The sequence below is a fragment of the Acidovorax sp. Leaf191 genome, assembly GCF_001424425.1.
In the GTDB taxonomy this organism is placed as follows: domain Bacteria; phylum Pseudomonadota; class Gammaproteobacteria; order Burkholderiales; family Burkholderiaceae_C; genus Acidovorax.
In genome coordinates this window covers 1,230,968-1,249,222 of the sequence record NZ_LMPT01000019.1, presented here as the reverse complement: position 1 = coordinate 1,249,222, position 18,255 = coordinate 1,230,968, and the positions used below count along the sequence as shown (strand labels likewise).

Sequence of the window (18,255 nt, the reverse complement as noted above, 5' to 3'; positions counted from 1 at the left end):
TTTGGCGTGTGACGGCGCTTCTTGGAAAACCTTGGACGTGAGGCGCAGATCGATCTGGTGCAGTTTGCGCAGCCAAGACCGCCAAGAGCTTTTTAGTCACCTCGGCTCACGGCGTTCTTCGAGCGAAAATTGAAGGCCTCTGTGTCTAAAAACACGGAATTTCTGCTGCCGGCAGCAGAAATCTCGCGTTTTGAGCCTATGGCGATGTCGCAGACTGCGCTTGTGCCGCCCGCAGTCGCTGGACCCTGGCAGGTCCGAGGTGCCGCCCCGGCTCGGCGGAGAGTCCTCGCTCCTGGTGGCTTCGATGATCGAGCCGCGGGTCATGTCCATTCGCTGTCAAATGCCGGTTCAAGAGATCGGCAAACGCTTTGCGTGTTTCCTTCAACTCGTTGCGCAAGGCCAAGGGTGTGCGGCCACCGCTGTCTTTTTTGCTGCCCCCTGCTTCCGGCTTCTTGGGGTTGTAACGTCGAAAATGCAGCTCCGCCGGGCGGTCGATTCCATCGAGTACCCGATCCGAAACCATCGCATGGAAATGCGGTTGTGGCACTCCACCAAGGGCGGCAACGGGCTCATGGATGGCAACTTCATAGGGCTTGTTGGGTGCGACGTGCTGCATCCACTCCTCGAGAGCCTCGCGCATTTGTGTATGGGTTAGTTCGGCTGGTAACGCGCCCTCGTACTCGCGGTACACGGCAGCGTTGCTACGCTCGTACTTGTCGGCGGTCTGCCAGAATTTGGTGGTATCGCCACTGGTCCAACCGGGAAGGTTGCCGGAGAATGTGTCCACGAGGTCTTCGCTTTTGCTCTCAAAGGCTCCGCGACGTCCGATGTATTTTGCATGGCGCGCTGCAGCGCCCTTGCCTCCCGTCTTCACGCTGAGGTGATATGTCATGGTAATACCCTTTCTCGAGGTCAAAAGTAAAAACGCCCCTCAAAGGGGCGTGCTTTGGATGTAAACAAGTAGGAAGGGCTGTGCTCTCTGGTGCGCTTGATTGACGCATCATTTGAGAAACGGTAAGTGCGCGTGTTTATTCCTGTGCTATTTGAATCAGTGATATCACGACCATTGGTCGAATGAGTGTTCTGTACCTACATGCACCTTGTTATCCCTACCTTGTTCTTATCCATAACATAGGGAGGTTCACAGTAAAAAATTACTGATAGGCTGTTATACAGCGAACAAGCATTCGCTAGATGAGAGCAAGCAAAGGCTATTTGTTTGAGCCCCTATTGGGTGATGAGTCTCTCTGTGATGGCAATGAGGTCATCCATGTTGATGACCTATTCCAGTACCTAGTGAACCAAGGTGTATTCAGGCGAGGTATTGGCCTCTTACATGCCAATGGATGCATGTAAAAAATACCACCGTAAGATACTGGCGTGAGTACTGATTCGGATGCCTTCTAGGGCCTAAGCTTTTGAATGAGCAAAGGTTTCCATACGCACGTTGAGCAGGTTGTTGGCGAAACTCCTCACCATCAAAGCTCCAAGTCGTCAATCATTCCATCGTCAACGATATATGCGCTGAAGTACCAAGCGAGATCGAACAATTCCAGTTTGGTGTCTTTGGGTTGACGTAGCTTCTCGTAGCCTGGTTTGAACTCCTGATTGCGCTCCGGGTGATGTACTAGGGCTATGGTCTGCACATCACGCATTCTGTTGAAGACGAGATTCATTTCCTTCCACAGAGTCTGCTCCCGGGCTTTGCCGACACAAAGGGCCTGGCCACGAGAGTCGCAAAAGACATAAATGCTGAAGCTGTCCTCAAGCGCTACTTTGAGGCCTTAGCAGGCTGCTGAAATACTCCCCCACCTGCGGCCTGCCTCCCTTGGCCCTGGCGCTGTTTTTTCGCCAAGTTTCCGTATCTTGAAATTCAGCACTCCATCAGGCCGGTTTTTTGCCTTTCCCGGCCCATCTCCCGCCTCTTTTTCCCTCACACCCGCCCCTGCAGACGGATTTGCCCCAGGCTGCGCAGTCGCGTGAGGTTGTAGCCCGCCATCGTCAGCACAAACATCTGGTCCACTTTCTTGATCCCGCGCACCAGCACCTGGCGCATGTGACCCACCGTCTTGGCCCAGCCAAAGCCCTGTTCGATCAGCTTTCTCTTTTGCTGCGAGATGGCGTAGCCTTCGCTGTCTGCTATTCCCTCGGGCACCGCAGATTGGCGCCCTGATTTGTTCTGCGCCACATGGGGCAGTACGTTCATCTCTTGCAGGGCTTCAATGAATTCCTTGGCGTCGTAGCCTTTGTCCGCGCCCAGCGTGATCGTGATGGGCTCATCGCCGGGCAATGCCTGTCGCGCATCGTTGATCATGGCCTTGGCCGCTTCGCGCTCTGCATACCCGTCGGCCTGGGTGACCACGGCACTGACCACCGGCCCATGGCGGTTGTCGGTGAGCGTGTGGCCCATGAAGCGCAACTCGCTGGCCGTTTTGCCCTTGCGGTACAGCCGTGCGTCCCCGTCCGTGGTGGATTCATGGGTGTCGTTGCTGCGCTTTTGGTCTTTGAAGTTGCCCGCATCGGTATCGTCGTCGCCCTGGCGGTCTTTGCGCACAAAGCTCTTGTGGCCCGCCCAGGCCTGGATCAGGGTGCCGTCCACGCTGAAGTGTTCGCCCGAGAGTAGCTCCTGTTCCTGGGCTTGCTGCACGATCTGGTTGAAGAGCTCTATGACCGCATCGTGCTCGATCAGGCGTTCGCGGTTCTTGCTGAAGACGGTGGGCACCCAGACCGCATCGTCCATGGCCAGGCCAATGAACCAGCGAAACAGCAGGTTGTACTGGGTTTGCTCCATGAGCTGGCGTTCTGAGCGCACGCTGTAGAGCACCTGAATGAGCATGGCGCGCAGCATCTTCTCAGGGGCGATGCTGGGGCGTCCACCTTTGATGTCGGCTGCGTACATCTGGGCAAACAGCCCATCCATGTTTGCCAGCGTCTTGTTGACCATCACGCGAATCACGCGCAGAGGATGGTCCGCGGGCACGAAGTCATCGAGATGGCGCATGGTGAACAGGCTCTCGGTGAAGGTGTCGGCTCCGCGCATGGATGGCTTGTCTGGTGGTTCGGGGGAATGTCTCGATTGTCCTGCCTCGGTGGCAGGCGCAGAGGGTTGGCGGGGAGTATTTCAGCAGCCTGTTAGGCGTATAGGAGCGCATCCTTGCAGCCGTTGAAGATTTACCCACTTTGCGGGCAACAAGTGAATCCTGTCGTGCTCGGGAATCGCGTCTCCTCATCGAGTCACCACAGCGTAGACGGTATTCTCAGAAAAGTACCGATACTAGGCTTTGTCTGCAATGCAGCGGTTGCAGACGGTGGCTTGACGTGAGCGAACTCACGCTGGCTGACCTCAAGCAGTCGTCCGCGCAAGGGCGCTAGCACTTGCCAAGGAACACAACTACGACCTCCCGTGACCGCTGGCCACCAAAAGCACGGCTCCATCCATAATCTATAAACAGTGTAAAGAAGCCGTATTTAGGGAGGCTCAGTGTCAGAAACGAGCAAGATCGCATTAATGGCTATGAAACTGTCTGATGAAGTGTTCTCAGAATTCTTCTGGACAAAGGTCGGCCCCGAAGATCAGAACTGGCCCTGTGAGGACAAGGTCCTTCATGGAGTCGACACGCATCCGGCGGATGTGGTCTTCTACTACGACGAGCCGTATGCGCAGCGCAGGACGTTCGTTCATTGCGACCTGAAGAGCTACGCAAAGGGCTCCATCACTACCGCGACCTTGCAGGGGGCCATTGCCAGCCTCGCGAAGCAGATCGCCTGCGCAGAGAAGAGCGAGCGCTGGCGGGACCTCTACATGCATGGCAACGTGACGCCGAACGTCTGCGGACTGCTCTTCGTCTACAACCACGACGGTGAGTACGACAAGGACTTCTCGTCTGTGCTGAGCGCAGCCACGCCCAAGGATCTGCTGCTGCCCAAGGGTGCGCGGCTGTTCGTCTTGGGCCCGCGCGACGTGCACTGGATCGACAACGTTCGGTACGACATTCGACAACTGCGTGGCGCCGCTGGGCCAGCTGCCTTGCCGGCGGCGCAGCATTGCAAGTTCTTCTATCCGCAATTGGACGGACGAGCCAATCTCCAGCCGGAGAAGGCACGCGCGGCCACGCTGGAGATGCTGACATCGCCTTGGATCGTGTTCGAGTACAAACATGGGCCTGCTCTCGCCCAGCGAGGTGTCATCGTGTTCTATCGCCGATCCGGAGAAACCGAAGAGGAGTTCATGTACCTTCTCGATTTCTTGCGCCACTACCAAGTCCTGGAGGATGCGACCAAGGTGGACATTCGGTCCATGGCCTCGGATGCTGCAGCCGCTGCACGCTTTCAAAAGGCCAAGCAGCGCTACGTCGAGAGCCTGGGCGACGACGGCCACTCGACTGAGCTGGCCGCGAAGGTCAACGCCATCGGCTACACGAAGATGACGCAGGCCATCACGGAGTTCTCTTCGATCGATCTGGGGATGGACTATGCGTGATCCTGGGCAGCTGTATTTCGCCACGAACAAAGAGATCCACGACCTGCTGTTCTCCGCCAAGCAGAAGGTGACGGAAGCGGTCTTGCTGGAGCTGCTGCGCGACCGCGGCATCTTCAGTTCGCCAGCCGAGTCAAGAGAGGCGCTGGTTCAGTACCTGTCGCTGCTCCCACACGACTACGCGGATGTGTGCGGCATTCTGGAGCGGCGCGAGGCCTCGAAGCGGGGCGAAAAGACGGCTACGATCTCGTTGAACACCGAACTGTCGCCAGACGAGCTCAAGGAGATCGTCAGCGAATACCAAAAGGCCGAAGTCCAGGAGGTCGTTCGCGCCCACAAGAAGAGCGAATCCGAATTCGTCATGAACGTGACCTACTCCGAGTTTGACTACTCCAAGACGCGGCTGCTGCAGCGCCAAGATCGAGATGCAGAGTTGGTTTTCACCAAGGTCGGGGAGCGCACCGAGATCCGCATACCGGCAACCGACCGCGCCCGTGCCATGGTCGACAAGCTGCGGGAGCGAATTGAAGCTCACAAGAAGGCCGTTGTGCAACTCGAAGAGATTGAGCTGACTGGCCTGACCTCGGCTGAGGCGCGAACGACGTTCTTCACGCGGCTGATCTCGTCGTTACCCGACTTTCCATTGATGACCGTCTCACGCCTGCGGGTCGCCCATTCGACCTCGGAGCAAGAGGACGATGACTTCGATATGGACGGTGACGACGTTGACGAGGCCGAAGAGAAGATGCTCGGCGTGGTCGAGAACGTGGCGCTCAGCGGTGAAAACCTGGTCGCCTCCGAGATGTACCAAGAGCTGAAGGACAAGGGCTTCTTCATCACGTCGATCACTTGGCGCGCGAAGCAGAACGTCCACCCCTACGCGATCATCGAATGCGACGCGGGCTTTGAGGATCGGCAGGCCGGCAAGAAGTTTCGCTACTCCATTCATGGTGCGCTCAAGTTCAAGAATGGCGCGTATACAAAGAACATCCGCCCGGTAAGCGAGGCGGAGAAGGCAACCCTGCTCGCGATGATCGAGAAGACTGCCCGTACCGTCTTGGCGCAATTGCTCGCCGAGGCGGCGGGTGCTGGTGCGGATTCGGAAGCGGGGACCACTTCATGAAACGCTATCGCTGGCTAAAGGCTCGATGGCCAATCTCTATGCGAGTTCTGGCCAAACGCCTTCGCGTGAAGGCGTTTGATGGAGAGCAGGTCGAAGGCTTCGTTCTGGATCGGGTCAGAGACGATTTTCTCGATGCCAGATTCGTGGAGAAGATCGAGTACGACGATACCGTTACCGACCCATTTGGGGTGGAGGCGAGTTTTCACCGCGTCGAATACCGAAGTTGTGAATTCAAGGCGGCAGTGGCCGGCCCAGGATTGGAACTCGTGGACGCCCCCCGCGGCGTTCAGACCATGATCAGCCGGCTGGCGGAGGCAACCGACTTTGCTTTGGCGATCAGCCCGCTTTCGGTCAACGTGCTGGACTGGGCGAGCGAAGTGCAGCGGCGCTTGAACGAAGTGGGGATCGTGGATTCACTGCAATTGGGAGCGATGGAACTCGCCTCCAATGTCCAGGCCAAAGCGGTCATCAAGGGCAGTGTCGACGTTCTCGGGGCAACCCAGGCACTCGTACACGGTAAGAAGCATGTTATCGAGAAGGTTCAGATCCGGTTCATGCGCCCCAAGCGCTTGACGGTGCTGTTGACGAACAACGGCGTGGCCCGTTTCGATCAGGAGCCAAGCGAGGATTTGCTTTCCATCGTCCGAGCGTCGTTGCCGCTGTGACGATTGGCCGGGCGTTCAAACCAAATATTGCTCTGGCGGTTAAGCGGGTGTCCTAAAGCAACGACTCACGGTGCCGCCGACTGCGTGGTTTCACGGCGGCGTCAGGAAGCTGAGCTTCGATTCGCCGGACTCACCGAACAAGGTCAGATTCAGGCGGCACCAACGCAACCTGCGTTGCCAGTGCAAGCGCAGGCCGACGAGTACGCATGCGAAGCGGTGCGGCCATCCAAGACAATTGCTGCAAACAATAGCCTTATTCGAGGGAGAAGACGATGCGCCTGAGATTTTTATTCGTCGTACATGTGCTTTTGCTTGTGCAGGCAAATGGCTTCGCGAAAGAGGGTATCCGAACCCACGAAGGCTGGCTGTACCTAGCGGTTGTGGTCGATCTGTTCTCACGCCAGGTAGTGGGCTGGTCCATGGGCAGCCGCATTGACACGAGCCTGGTCCTCGATGCACTGCTGATGGCGCTATGGCCCCACCAGTCGCGTGCACCTGTCATAGTTCATTCCGATCAAGGCTGTCAGTTCACCGGCCACGAGTGGCAGACCTTTCTGCGCGACCACAACCTAGTCAGCAGCATGAGCCGGCGTGGCAACTGCCACGACAACGCTGTGGCCGAGAGCTTCTTCCAACTGCTCAAGCGCGAACGCATCCGCAGGCGGGTCTATGCAACCCGTGATGATGCGAGAGCGGACGTCTTCAACTACATCGAAATGTTCTACAACTCACAGCGCCGTCATTCATCGGCGGCAGGATTATCCCCTGTAGAGTTCGAACAGCGACATTCCCAACGGCTCAACGGTGTCTAGGAATGCCGGGGCGATTCAGATCTACAGTGTCTTCAACCTTTTGGGGATCTGTTCCGCGAGAAACGCCATCAGTGCCCGAACTGTTGGCGATTGATGGCGTTGCATGGGGTAGACAAGCTGGACTTTCAGCGCGGACATTTGCCAGCCCTCCAGCACTCTGACCAATTTACCTGATGCGACCAGCGGCGCTGCCTGGAACTCGGGCAGTACGGCGATTCCCAGTCCGTCCAATGTCGGCGCCAGCAAGGCGTCGGAAGGGCCGATGATCAAACGTGAGCGCAAAAGTCCTTTTGCGGTTCTGCTTCGCGAATGCAGCTTGATTTCTGCGGCTTCCCTCGACTGCAGCAGGCCAGCGTGAGCACTGAGTTCACCGGGATGCACCGGCAACCCATGTTGGTTCGCATAAGCGGGGCTTGCAAATAGAGCTGGACGTACGGTGCCTATGGCACGGGCCTTCAGACTGGAATCGGCAAGTTCGCCAATGCGCACCGCCAGATCAATGCCTTCTTCGACGATGTTGACGTGGCGGTTGCTGAGCTTGACATCCAGTTCCAAATGTTCGTGTTTGAACAGGTACTCAGTCACCAGCGGAAGCAGCACAACTTTGCCAAATGTCGCTGACGCAGCTAGGCGAACGCGACCACTTGGCGTCTGATCCTGAGAAAGAAGGTCATGGGTGACGGCGTTCAATTTATGGATCAGCGGACTTGTTCCGTCCAGCAGGCGTTGGCCAGCGTCGGTCAATGCGAAGGCTCGGGTATTGCGCTTGACGAGGCTGACCCCTGCTGCCGTTTCCATGCGCGCCAGGCGGCGCGACAAGGTTGATTTGGGAACCTCCAGTTGGCGAGAAGCCCCTGAGAGGCTCCCTGCCTCCGCGATCTTGATGAACCACTGGAGATCGTCGATCGAGTAGTTTTGATTGTTCATATTTCGGTACGCCGGTGTCTACACAACGAGTCTATTTGTGCAAGGTTAAACCATAAACAATTCAGCTTGTTGCCGGGTCGAACGAGCACACATGGATCGCTTCCTTGCCTGCCCGTAGACCCGCTTCACGAAACCATTGCACACACTCAAGGAACTTTAATGACCATACTCGTTACGGGCAGCACGGGGCTTATCGGCTCACATGTGGTAGCGCTGCTAGCCGCGCAAGGCGCAGACGTTCATGCCCTCTCCAGAACACCAGAGAAGCGACAGTTTCCACCCGGCGTTACGGCGGTCAAGGGAGACTTCCAGGACGTGGATTCGATGCGCGCTGCCATGGCTGGCGCGAGAACGCTTTTCTTGCTCAACACTGTGGCCGCAGACGAAATTACCCAGGCACTGATTGCGCTCAACCTGGCGCGCGAAGCGGGTATCGAACGCATCGTGTACCTGTCTGTCATGCACTGCGACCGTTTCACCGATGTTCCGCATTTCACTGGAAAGCACACGGTGGAACGCATGATCGGACAGCTCGGTATGCACGCGACCATTCTGCGTCCCGCTTACTTCATGCAGAACGACGATGCCTTGATTCAGTCCGATGTTCTGGAGCGGGGCGTGTACCCCATGCCTATCGGCAGTGCAGGCATTTCCATGGTGGACGCGCGTGACGTGGCGGAAGTTGCCGCGCGACATCTGCTGCGCCGAGACGCCGCAAGCGAACCCTTGCCAACGGAGGTGTTGGATGTCGTGGGGCCAATCGCGTTGTCGGGTCAAACTGCCGCAGCTGTATGGAGCGATGTGCTAGGCAAGACCGTCCGGTACGCGGGTGACGACATCGGACCTTTTGAAGCGCGGTTCCGGAGTTTTGCACCCGCCTGGATGGCGTACGACATGCGGCTGATGATGGCGCGCATGCAGATGGATGGCGAGGTGGGCTCCGCTGGTGCAGTCGAGCGCATGCAGCAAGAACTGGGCACGTCGTTGCGGAGCTACCGCGACTATGCGCTGGAAACGGCTGAGCGCTGGAGGGCTGCCCAATGACGGCGAAACACACCATGCCATCCATTGTGGTTGTCTACCATTCCGGCTACGGCCATACCCGTCGATTGGCACAGGCCGTTGCCCAAGGTGCGGAGGCCGCATTGCTGGAGATTGATGCGCAAGGTACTCTGCCTGAGTCCGCCTGGATGGGGCTGGCTGCCGCGGATTTGATTGTGCTGGGCTCACCCACTTATATGGGTAGCGCGAGTTGGCAGTTCAAGCGATTTGCCGATGACTCTTCGGCGGCCTGGATGGCCCAGAAATGGAAAGACAAACTCTTCGCAGGCTTCACCAACAGCGGAAGCATGAGCGGCGACAAGCTGTCCACCTTGCAGTACTTCATGACATTTGCCATGCAACACAGCGGCCTGTGGGTGGGCACCGGCATGATGCCCTCCAATACCAAGGCAGCTCTGCGCAACGACGTGAACTATGTCGGTTCATCTTCAGGCGCAATGGCCACAACACCGGTCGATGCGGGGGTTGACGAAATGTTGGAAGGCGATATCGAGACGGCCAGGCGTTTTGGCGAACGGCTTCGGGACGTTGCGAAGCGCTACTCGAATACGTCGCCTCACAAGGCGTAACAGGGCGCTCCTTTCAGGATCCGGGGCTTCAGCCGCAGGGCCAGCCCCATTCGGGAATCTCCGCATCGAGTTCCGGCCAGCAGGTCGGGACGGATTGCGTCTGTGCACGGCACAACTCGGCTGCTCGCCAACATTAGGCACCGTTCGATACATAAATGGACTTGCAATCATGAAAACACTTCTTGGAAAACGTGCTTTTGTCACTGGCGCAAGCCGTGGAATCGGAGCTGCGGTCGCGCGTCGCCTTGCGTCTGAAGGTGCCGATGTCGCAATTGGCTACGAGAAGTCCGCCACGGCAGCGGATGCGATTGCCAAGGCGATTCGCAGCACCGGACGCAATGCCGTCACGGTCCCGATGAGCGCAGCCGACCCGACTTCAGTGAAAGCAGCGGTCGATCGCGCAGCGGCAGAACTCGGAGGGCTCGACATCCTGGTCAACAACGCCGGGATCTTCCGCACGGGCTCCATCGAATCCGCCAGCCTCGCGGATATTGACGAGACCCTTTCTGTCAACCTGCGTGCGGTTGTCGTCGCCACGCAAGCGGCGCTCGCCTACATGAGCAATGGTGGCCGAATCATCAACACAGGCAGCAACCTAGCGACTCGTGTGCCGGGAGGCGGAATGACCTTGTATGCGGCAAGCAAAGCCGCATTGATCGGCCTCACCAAAGGGCTGGCACGCGACCTCGGCTCCCGCAGTATCACGGTCAATGTCATCCACCCGGGCTCAACCGACACGGACATGAATCCCGCGGACGGCGAGCATGCGCAGTTCCAGTTGCAGCGCATGGCGATTCCGCGTTACGCGGACCCCGACGAGCTGGCCGCTCTGTATGCCTTTGTTGCCAGTCCACAGGCTCGGTCGATCAACGGAGCGGAACTTACGGTGGACGGCGCAGCCAACGCATAAATTTGGCCTCATCACGTTGTTGCAGCGAGCGGTCTTCTCGCTCGTTCGACGGCGTAGTAGCGATGAACGTGCGCCGCCTCTTGACTTTGCCATCGCCAAGTTATGAGAATATTGGAGGTTATTTTGTGATTAAGAAACTATCAGCATTTATTTTATTGGCGGTCATTGTTTTTGGAGCCTATAGAGGTATTGCGACACTCAATACAAGTGCGAAAGAAATTGAAAAAATTGATGCTAAAGACATTGTTGATGCTTTGGTTGCCGAGTCAAATGGCAAAACACCAAAAATGATAAATGATGAAATGAGATTGGAAAGCGTTAAAAAGAATGGACTGCAAATCACTTTCTTGAATACGGTAGTCTCTGCATCCTCTAATGAAGTGGACCCAGAAGAAGTAAAATCAATCTATTTTCCAGTTATGTCACAAAGCCTGTGTGGAAGCGAAAATATGTTGATCGCTTTATCTAAAGGTGTCGTGTTTAGGTATGTATATCAAGGTAATGATGAAAAAAATATTACTGAATACACAATAGATCGTACATCATGTGGTGGAAACTCATAACAAGGCGCTCCAGCACCGCACATTTCTTGTGCTCGACAGTTTGTAAGTTGGTTTTTTGGAAGCATTTTGCGCAGAAAACCACAAAAAACAACTTACAAATGCGGCTGAGCTTGGCGATGTTCCCCAGCAGATCCTCAAGCTGCTTTTGGTCACGGGGTGAAGCGGTTGTGAAAGCAGCCGTCTTCGATCCCGGTCTTTTCTGGCAATGGCTGGTTGCCAAGCTTGGTATCGCCTCCCGTCTTCTTGAAGGGGTTTTAGTGTCTTCCTCGTCCAGTGGCTCTACCTGCTCGGGCAACCCCGTGCAGTCGCCTTCCAAGCCAGCTGCAGACACTTCAATCTGGCCCGCCATCGCATCGCTGACGCTGGGCGTGTTCGGCCTAGTGATGGCCGAATTCCTGTCGATCAGCCTGCTGACGGCGATGGCCACCGACCTGGGCATCAGCGACGGCGCCGCTGGCCAAGCGATCACGGTCACAGCGCTGTTCGGAGCTGTCGGGGCGCCGTCATTGCACTGCTGACGAGGCGCCTGGGCTGCCGCGTCGTCATGCTGACGTTCACGGCGTTGCTGCTGTGTAACGCCATTGCCAAGCACGGCTCCACTTGGGATCCAAATTACCATTGCGCTTGACTTCCAAGACGGTTGCTCAGGGCACACGACGGCTTGTGGCAACAGCAGTCACTCCAGCCTCGATCGACGAATGACTGAGATCAGCCTGTAGCAGCCAAGCCGGACGCCGGTTCTGCAGCGCTTGCTGCCGTTCGATTCGTATAGCCGAACTCACGCTATGTACCGCATAGCGGCCATGGCCACGCGCTTCAATCGATGTCTTTAGGCTGCCAGCAGGGGCGCAGCGGTCCCGCTCTCACGGTCGACTCAAGCTTGGAGTGCCCCAGGAGCAGTTGCAAGGCACGTAGGTTTTTGGTGCGCCTGTAGATCAGCGTCGCCTCGGTTGCGGTGAAGTCGCGTGTTGTCCCGTCGTCGCTGGCCCGCCGAAGGCGAAGATCTTCCGGGAGCTCACGCACTGGTACCTTGGCGTGCCTGCCGCGTTCCCGCCGTATCGGGTGAGGTTGGCGGGATTCGGCGCCTGATGGCCACGCTTTTCTGAGGGCGACGACGCATCGCACGCTAATGCTGATGGCCTCGACTAGTAGAAGACGCTCGATGTTGATTTCCACGCAAAGCTGACCCACCGGGGATGCGGACAAAAACTTGGACTACCAGGAGGTAGTTCATGTATTCCTACGAAGATCGAATCCGAGCTGTTGAGCTCTATATCAAGCTGGGCAAACGCGTCAGACCCACAATCCGTCAGCTGGGTTACCCCACCAAGAATTCCTTGAAGGGCTGGTTCCGTGAATACGAGCAACGTCTTGATTTGCCAGCCGGCTACGCAGGTCGAGAACCCAAGTTCTCACCGGCCCAGAAAGCGGCGGCGATCGAGCACTACCTCACCCATGACCGATGCATCGCGGCCACGATGAGGGCGCTGGGCTACCCCTGTCGTGGAACGCTTACCAAATGGGTGCGTGAGGCATTCCCTGAGGCTAGGAGGGCTGTCGTTGGCAGTGTGGGCCAACGAAGGTATCCCGAGAGCTTGAAGCAATCGGGAGTCATGGAGCTTTGCACTCGGCAGGAAAGTGCGCAGGCAGTGGCTGACAAGCTAGGCGTGTGCCGGCCAACGTTGTACAACTGGAAGAACCAGCTTCTGGGACGTGAGGCGCCCGCATCCATGAAACACACTCATCAATCACCGCAGGCACGTGAGCGCGACGAGCTCGAGCGCCAGGTTGAGGCGTTGCGCCGCGAAGTCAGGCAACTGCGCCTGGAGCAGGACCTCTTGAATAAGGCCAATGAACTGTTAAAAAAAGGCCTGGGCGTCGATCTGCAGCTCCTGTCCAACCGGGAGAAGACACTGCTGATTGACGCCCTCAAGGAGCACTACGGCTTGCCAGAGCTCCTTGGAAAGTTGGGTCTTGCACGTAGTTCGTACTTCTACCATCGCGCCCATGCAGCGGTTGGCGACAAGTACCTTGGGGTGCGCCAATCCCTTACCGAGATCTTCGAGTCCAACCACCGCTGCTACGGCTACCGCAGGCTGCAGGCCTCGCTGACCAAGCAGGACGTCACCATCTCGGAGAAGGTGGTGCAGCGGCTGATGAAGCAAGAGAGCCTGGTCGTTGCAAAGCCCAAGAGGCGGCGGTATGCGTCCTACCTGGGCGAGATCAGCCCGGCACCGGAGAACATCATCAACCGTGACTTCCAGGCAGCAGCCCCCAACGAGAAATGGCTGACCGACATCACGGAGTTCCAGATACCGGCAGGCAAGGTCTACCTGTCGCCGATCATCGATTGCTTCGATGGGATGGTGGTGAGCTGGACCATTGGCACGAGCCCTGATGCACAGCTGGTCAACACAATGCTGGATGCAGCCATAGAGACGGTGACTGAAACAAGCGCCCGACCAGTGGTCCACTCTGACCGCGGGGGCCACTATCGCTGGCCTGGCTGGCTCTCGAGAATGAATGACGCGAACCTCACCCGCTCGATGTCCCGCAAGGCCTGCTCTTCTGACAACGCGGCTTGCGAGGGCTTCTTCGGGCGGCTAAAGAATGAGCTGTTCTATCCTCGGGACTGGAAGAGCGTCACCATTGAGCAGTTCATTGAGGTGGTCGATGACTACATCCGCTGGTACAACGAGAAGCGGATCAAGATCTCCCTTGGCTTCCTCAGCCCCATCGAATACCGGGCGAGCCTTGGACTTGCGGCATAAAACCAGTCCAACTTTTTATCCGCACCCCCAGTGGGTCACTTCTGCGTGGAAATCAACAGACAGTTTGCTGAGCGCATGCCGACAGCTTGCGCACCGCAGGATTACAAGTTTGTTATGTTCATAGCGCCCACTCGGGCGTGCCGTGTGGCCCGCACGGCCGGCGCGCCTGCATGCTTGCGCGCGTGCCGACTGCGTTCGAGACGCCAGTACAATTTTCTGGATGCGCTCCCCACTGCTTGTTCTTTTGCTGGTGCTTTTGCCGCTGCAATTGGTCTGGGCTGCAGTGGGGCCGCACGACAGCGCGCCGGAGTACGGGGTTTCGCTCATGACAGCACGGCACTTGTGCGAACACCACCAAATGGGCCTGGCTGCGGCCGACGAGAAGCGGGCTCGGGAGTCAGCTCGAATGGGCACTGCCGCTATCGAAGTGGAGTGCGGCACATGCCACGCCCAGGGTCCAGAGGCGCTGCCCGCGCGGCGCGGCGTTTGCGCGGCCGTCGGGCAGGAGCACTTTGGCATTTCTATCAGAGCGCGCTGGTCCCCAGTGCCTGCCAGCCGTCCCGAACGTCCTCAGTGGCACGCCCTGGCCTGACCAGGGTATCGCCCAGCAATCCACTGCGATCCCTGCCAAGCGTGCCGCCCCCTGTGGGCCGGCCTTGACGCATGCCTTCGGGATCTCTTCATGTCCATAGCCATTGGGCCGCCTGGCCCGCAAACCACCGCAAGTAGTCCTGCGACACCCCCTTGCTGCACTCCCCTGAGGATGCAATGGAGGCACCGATGAAAAGGACCTCATTGCTGCTTCTAGCCGCCTGGTTGACCGCTGTTGTGGCAACTGGCTGCGCGCTGTTCATCGGCGAGGTGATGGGCATGGCCCCCTGCGTGCTGTGTTGGTATCAGCGCATTGCCATGTTCCCCTTGGCATTGGTGCTGGGCATGGCCTTTTACAGCGATGACCGCCGGGGAGCGGTCTATGCCTTGCCCCTGGCGATTGCAGGCGCGGCCGTAGCGGGGTACCACAGCCTTCTGGCTGCAGGCCTGGTTCCCAGGGCATGGGTTCCATGCGCTGTAGGAGTGTCCTGCGCCGATCAGAAGCTCGACTTTTTCTATGGCATTGAACTGCCCTGGCTTTCCTTGACGGCGTTCATTGTTATCGCCGTTTCACTCTGCCTTTATCTGCGCAAAACAGCAAAATGATCCACCGCAAATACATCATCGCCCTCGTGCTGGGCGTCGCACTTGCCGCCTTCGGGGTAGGTGCGAGTCTCTACCAGAGCCGTGTGCACAGCAAGCAAGAGCAGCAGGCCTCCGAGCAGTCTGAGCGGCTGGTGCGCATGCATTCGCCGGTCATCGGTCCCCGCGAGGCGCCCGTGACAATTGTCGAATTCTTCGATCCCGCGTGTGAAACCTGCCGCGCTTTCTATCCGGTCGTGAAAGATCTCATGAAGCAGTATCCTACCCGGGTACGGTTGGTCATTCGGTATGCGCCGTTTCACCAGGGCTCGGGAGAGGTGGTCAAGCTGCTGGAGTCCGCCCGGCGGCAGGACAAGTACCTCCTGGTCTTGGAGTCCCTGCTGGCGGCACAGCCACAGTGGGCAGACCATGGAAGTCCCAATCTGGCATTGGCCTACAGTGCGGCCGAGCAGGCAGGTCTGGAATTGCGAGAGCTCGGGCCGACATGGCATCGCCCACGCTGGAAGCGATGCTGCAGCAGGATGTGCAGGACCTGACTGCCCTCAAGGTCGACAAGACCCCGACCTTCTTTGTGAATGGGCGGCCATTGCCCAGCTTTGGCGCCAAGCAACTGGCTGAGCTGGTAGCCCAGGAGGTCTCCAAGGCGGGCAAATAGGCATCGTGCGTCCCGGGTAATCGCTAGTGGGAATGGGCATGCTCCTTGGGCTGCGCAGGCTGGGCCTTGGCGGCAGGCTCGACCCGCGTGCCGCGAAGCAGGCGCAGTCCATTGCCCACGACCAGCAAGCTGGCCCCCATGTCCGCAAAAACGGCCATCCACATGGTCGCAGTGCCCACCACCGCCATCACCAGAAAAACGCTCTTGATACCCAGCGCCAAGGTGATGTTCTGCCAGAGAACGGCATGGGTGCGCTTGGACAGGCGCACGGTCTCGGCGACGCGCTGCAGGTCATCGTTCATGATGACCACGTCGGCCGCTTCCATCGCTGTGTCGGTTCCCGCACCGCCCATGGCAAAGCCGATGTCGGCCTGCGCCAGCGCCGGCGCGTCATTGATGCCATCGCCGGTCATACCGGTGGCGCCATAGCGCTTTTGCATCTCCTTGATAGCATCAAGCTTGGCTTCGGGCAGCAGATCTCCGCGGGCATCATCAATGCCGGCCTGCGCTGCGATGGCCTTTGCAGTGGCCGTGTTATCGCCTGTCAGCATGACCGAAGTCACTCCCAGTGCCTTGAGATCGGCGATGGCCTGTTTTGAGGTCTCGCGAATGGTGTCCGCTACCGCGAAGAGCGCCAGGACGCGCGATTCGTCTGCAAGAAGGGTGACCGTGCGACCTTGCTTTTCGTGGATGGCCAGCTCCGCCTCCAGTTCCGGCCCGCACAATCCCTGCTCGTGAATCAGCCGGTGATTGCCCAGCACCAGGCGCGCACCATTGACCCAGCCCTCGACACCGCGCCCCGGCAAGGCCTTGAAGCTCTCAGCCTCTGGGCCTTGCGCCTCCAGGCCCTGAACAATCGCCTTCGAGACCGGGTGATCGGATCGGGCCGCCAGGCTGGCCGCCATCAGCTGGATTGCGGACTCATCGCCGGCACCCCACACCTGCCACTTCACCAACTTGGGTTTGCCCTCGGTGATGGTGCCCGTCTTGTCCAGCGCAACGGCCTTCAGGAGCCGGGCGTCTTCCAGGTAGGTTCCGCCCTTGATCAGGATCCCGCGGCGCGCTCCCGCGGCCAATCCGCTGACCACTGTGACGGGTGTGGAAATGACCAGAGCACATGGACAGGCGATCACCAGCAGCACCAAGGCCTTATAGAGCGCCTCCAGCCAGGTCAGGCCCATCAGGAAAGGGGTCAGCACCGCTACCGCCACGGCAATGGCGAAGACAGCCGGGGTGTAGATCGAGGCAAAGCGGTCGACGAAGCGCTGCGTCGGTGCACGCGTGCCCTGCGCCTGCTCCACGGCCTGGATGATCCTGGCCAGGGTGGTGTTGCTGGACAAGGCAGTAACCTCAAACTCCAGTTCACCAGTTTCGTTGATGGTCCCTGCGAACACCTGGTCGCCAGGCGCTTTGTCCACTGGAATGCTCTCTCCAGTCACCGGCGCCTGGTTGATGGCCCCGTTGCCCTTGGTCACCTTGCCGTCCAGGGGCACCCTCTCGCCTGGCTTGATGCGCACGGTTGCTCCAATGGCCACCGAAGCCACCGGTGTAGCAGACCACGACCCATTTGCTCCCAGAACCAGTGCCTCTTCCGGCGCCAGTTCCAGCAAGCCCTTGATGGCGTTGCGGGCCCGGTCCACTGCCTTGGCCTCGATGAGTTCGGCAATCGCATACAGGGCCATCACCATGGCGGCCTCGGGCCACTGACCGATCAGGAATGCCCCGGTGACTGCCACCGACATCAGCGCATTGATGTTGAGCTTGCCGCGCAAAAGTGCCGCAATGCCTTTTTTGTAGGTGTCGATCCCCGCCAGCCAGATCGCCACGGCGGCGATGGCCATGCCCGCCACCTTCCAGACCATTTGGTCCGGTGCAAAGAACGACAAGACCTCTGCCCCAGTCGCGAACACCAGCGCAGCCACCAACCGGGTAATGCCACCTGCAAAACCATGTCCATGGTCGTGGTCGTCGGCTGCTCCGCCCGCCTGTCCACCCTCGGAGCTGGCCACAGGCTGCGGATCGAAGCCCGCTTTCCGGATAGCGTCGAGTGCCAACGGGAAGGTGCTTTCCTCTGCGTCGATCTTCAGCGTCCGTGCGCCCAGCTGAAAACCCAGGGAGCGGATTCCACCCAGAGGTTCCAGCGCCCGGCGAATCTCCGCCTCCTCGGCACTGCAGTCCATGGTCGCTATGCGAAACACCCGGCCCTGGCCACCCTGAGTGTGTGCCGCAGTAGACACCGGCTGTGGATCGAAACCCGCCTTGCGGATGGCATCCAGCGCCAAGGGCAAGACACCATCCTCTGCATCGATCTTCAGCGTGCGCGCGCCCAGTTGGAAGCCCAATGACCGGACTCCCTCTAGAGGTTCCAGCGCCCGGCGGATCTCTGACTCCTCGGCGCTGCAGTCCATGGTGGCGATGCGCAACAGCGTGCCTTTGCCTGGGCTGCTTGCGGCGGCAGGAGGCGAGGCAACGGTACTGGAGCAGCCCGAGGAGCAGCAGGTGTCATTAACGCTAGAGGAAGTGCTGG

Annotated in this window: 16 protein-coding genes and 2 pseudogenes; 12 read left to right on the top strand and 6 right to left on the bottom strand. The window is 58.7% G+C overall.

Annotated features, from left to right (window positions below):
- Positions 1–196 precede the first annotated feature (196 nt).
- The 3 genes from ASG27_RS26175 to ASG27_RS19785 all read right to left on the bottom strand — a co-directional run bounded on the left by ASG27_RS26175 (position 197) and on the right by ASG27_RS19785 (position 3,040).
- Positions 197–892, bottom strand: a complete 696-nt coding sequence (locus ASG27_RS26175; RefSeq protein WP_082493271.1) for a MobA/MobL family protein — start codon at positions 890–892, stop codon at positions 197–199.
- 586 nt (positions 893–1,478) lie between these two features.
- Positions 1,479–1,676 (bottom strand): hypothetical protein, encoded by a 198-nt coding sequence (locus tag ASG27_RS27330; RefSeq protein ID WP_199226355.1) that lies wholly within the window; start codon positions 1,674–1,676, stop codon positions 1,479–1,481.
- A gap of 257 nt (positions 1,677–1,933) precedes the next feature.
- Positions 1,934–3,040 carry an IS5 family transposase gene (locus ASG27_RS19785; protein WP_056419738.1) on the bottom strand — a complete coding sequence of 369 codons (1,107 nt, stop codon included), beginning with the start codon at positions 3,038–3,040 and terminating at the stop codon, positions 1,934–1,936.
- A 474-nt stretch (positions 3,041–3,514) separates the two neighbouring features.
- Here ASG27_RS19785 and ASG27_RS19780 point away from each other — a divergent pair, with 474 nt between their 5' ends.
- From ASG27_RS19780 to ASG27_RS19765, 4 genes and pseudogenes are all read left to right on the top strand, one after another.
- Positions 3,515–4,480 (top strand): hypothetical protein, encoded by a 966-nt coding sequence (locus tag ASG27_RS19780; protein ID WP_233247172.1) that lies wholly within the window; start codon positions 3,515–3,517, stop codon positions 4,478–4,480.
- Positions 4,473–5,600 (top strand): hypothetical protein, encoded by a 1,128-nt coding sequence (locus ASG27_RS19775; protein WP_056419734.1) that lies wholly within the window; start codon positions 4,473–4,475, stop codon positions 5,598–5,600. The genes ASG27_RS19780 and ASG27_RS19775 overlap by 8 nt, the downstream gene beginning before the upstream one ends.
- A complete protein-coding gene (locus tag ASG27_RS19770; RefSeq protein ID WP_124514000.1) occupies positions 5,597–6,265 on the top strand; it encodes a hypothetical protein in 669 nt (222 codons plus the stop codon). Before ASG27_RS19775 ends, ASG27_RS19770 begins: the two co-directional genes overlap by 4 nt.
- Positions 6,266–6,609: 344 nt before the next feature.
- A pseudogene (locus tag ASG27_RS19765) lies at positions 6,610–7,077 on the top strand (IS3 family transposase); the annotation flags it as partial.
- 21 nt (positions 7,078–7,098) lie between these two features.
- On the opposite strand, the gene ASG27_RS26170 reads toward ASG27_RS19765, so the two are convergent.
- Positions 7,099–8,004 (bottom strand): LysR family transcriptional regulator, encoded by a 906-nt coding sequence (locus tag ASG27_RS26170; RefSeq protein ID WP_082493268.1) that lies wholly within the window; start codon positions 8,002–8,004, stop codon positions 7,099–7,101.
- 159 nt (positions 8,005–8,163) lie between these two features.
- Here ASG27_RS26170 and ASG27_RS19755 point away from each other — a divergent pair, with 159 nt between their 5' ends.
- From ASG27_RS19755 to ASG27_RS27890, 5 genes are all read left to right on the top strand, one after another.
- Positions 8,164–9,048, top strand: coding sequence for an NmrA/HSCARG family protein (locus tag ASG27_RS19755; protein WP_056419726.1), 885 nt, complete (start codon positions 8,164–8,166; stop codon positions 9,046–9,048).
- Positions 9,049–9,062: 14 nt separating this feature from the next.
- Positions 9,063–9,635 carry a flavodoxin family protein gene (locus ASG27_RS19750; protein WP_056419935.1) on the top strand — a complete coding sequence of 191 codons (573 nt, stop codon included), beginning with the start codon at positions 9,063–9,065 and terminating at the stop codon, positions 9,633–9,635.
- A gap of 169 nt (positions 9,636–9,804) precedes the next feature.
- Positions 9,805–10,545, top strand: coding sequence for an SDR family NAD(P)-dependent oxidoreductase (locus ASG27_RS19745; RefSeq protein WP_056419724.1), 741 nt, complete (start codon positions 9,805–9,807; stop codon positions 10,543–10,545).
- Positions 10,546–10,607: 62 nt separating this feature from the next.
- A complete protein-coding gene (locus ASG27_RS26960; protein ID WP_124514001.1) occupies positions 10,608–11,108 on the top strand; it encodes a hypothetical protein in 501 nt (166 codons plus the stop codon).
- Complete coding sequence (locus ASG27_RS27890) at positions 11,090–11,626, top strand: MFS transporter (protein ID WP_124514002.1); 537 nt, start codon at positions 11,090–11,092, stop codon at positions 11,624–11,626. The genes ASG27_RS26960 and ASG27_RS27890 overlap by 19 nt, the downstream gene beginning before the upstream one ends.
- 298 nt (positions 11,627–11,924) lie before the next feature.
- On the opposite strand, the pseudogene ASG27_RS28035 reads toward ASG27_RS27890, so the two are convergent.
- Positions 11,925–12,116: pseudogene (locus ASG27_RS28035) on the bottom strand (hypothetical protein); the annotation flags it as partial.
- A gap of 224 nt (positions 12,117–12,340) precedes the next feature.
- On the opposite strand from ASG27_RS28035, the gene ASG27_RS19735 reads away from it, so the two are divergent.
- From ASG27_RS19735 to ASG27_RS19725, 3 genes are all read left to right on the top strand, one after another.
- Positions 12,341–13,879 (top strand): IS3 family transposase, encoded by a 1,539-nt coding sequence (locus ASG27_RS19735; RefSeq protein WP_056419717.1) that lies wholly within the window; start codon positions 12,341–12,343, stop codon positions 13,877–13,879.
- 744 nt (positions 13,880–14,623) lie between these two features.
- On the top strand, positions 14,624–15,076 hold the full coding sequence (locus ASG27_RS19730) for a disulfide bond formation protein B (RefSeq protein ID WP_235504083.1): 453 nt from the start codon (positions 14,624–14,626) through the stop codon (positions 15,074–15,076).
- Positions 15,073–15,609: a DsbA family protein gene (locus ASG27_RS19725; protein WP_235504082.1), complete on the top strand. Its 537-nt coding sequence runs from the start codon at positions 15,073–15,075 to the stop codon at positions 15,607–15,609. The genes ASG27_RS19730 and ASG27_RS19725 overlap by 4 nt, the downstream gene beginning before the upstream one ends.
- A 142-nt stretch (positions 15,610–15,751) precedes the next feature.
- On the opposite strand, the gene ASG27_RS19720 is transcribed toward ASG27_RS19725, so the two are convergent.
- Complete coding sequence (locus ASG27_RS19720; RefSeq protein WP_056419714.1) at positions 15,752–18,136, bottom strand: heavy metal translocating P-type ATPase; 2,385 nt, start codon at positions 18,134–18,136, stop codon at positions 15,752–15,754.
- Between the last annotated feature and the right edge of the window lie 119 nt (positions 18,137–18,255).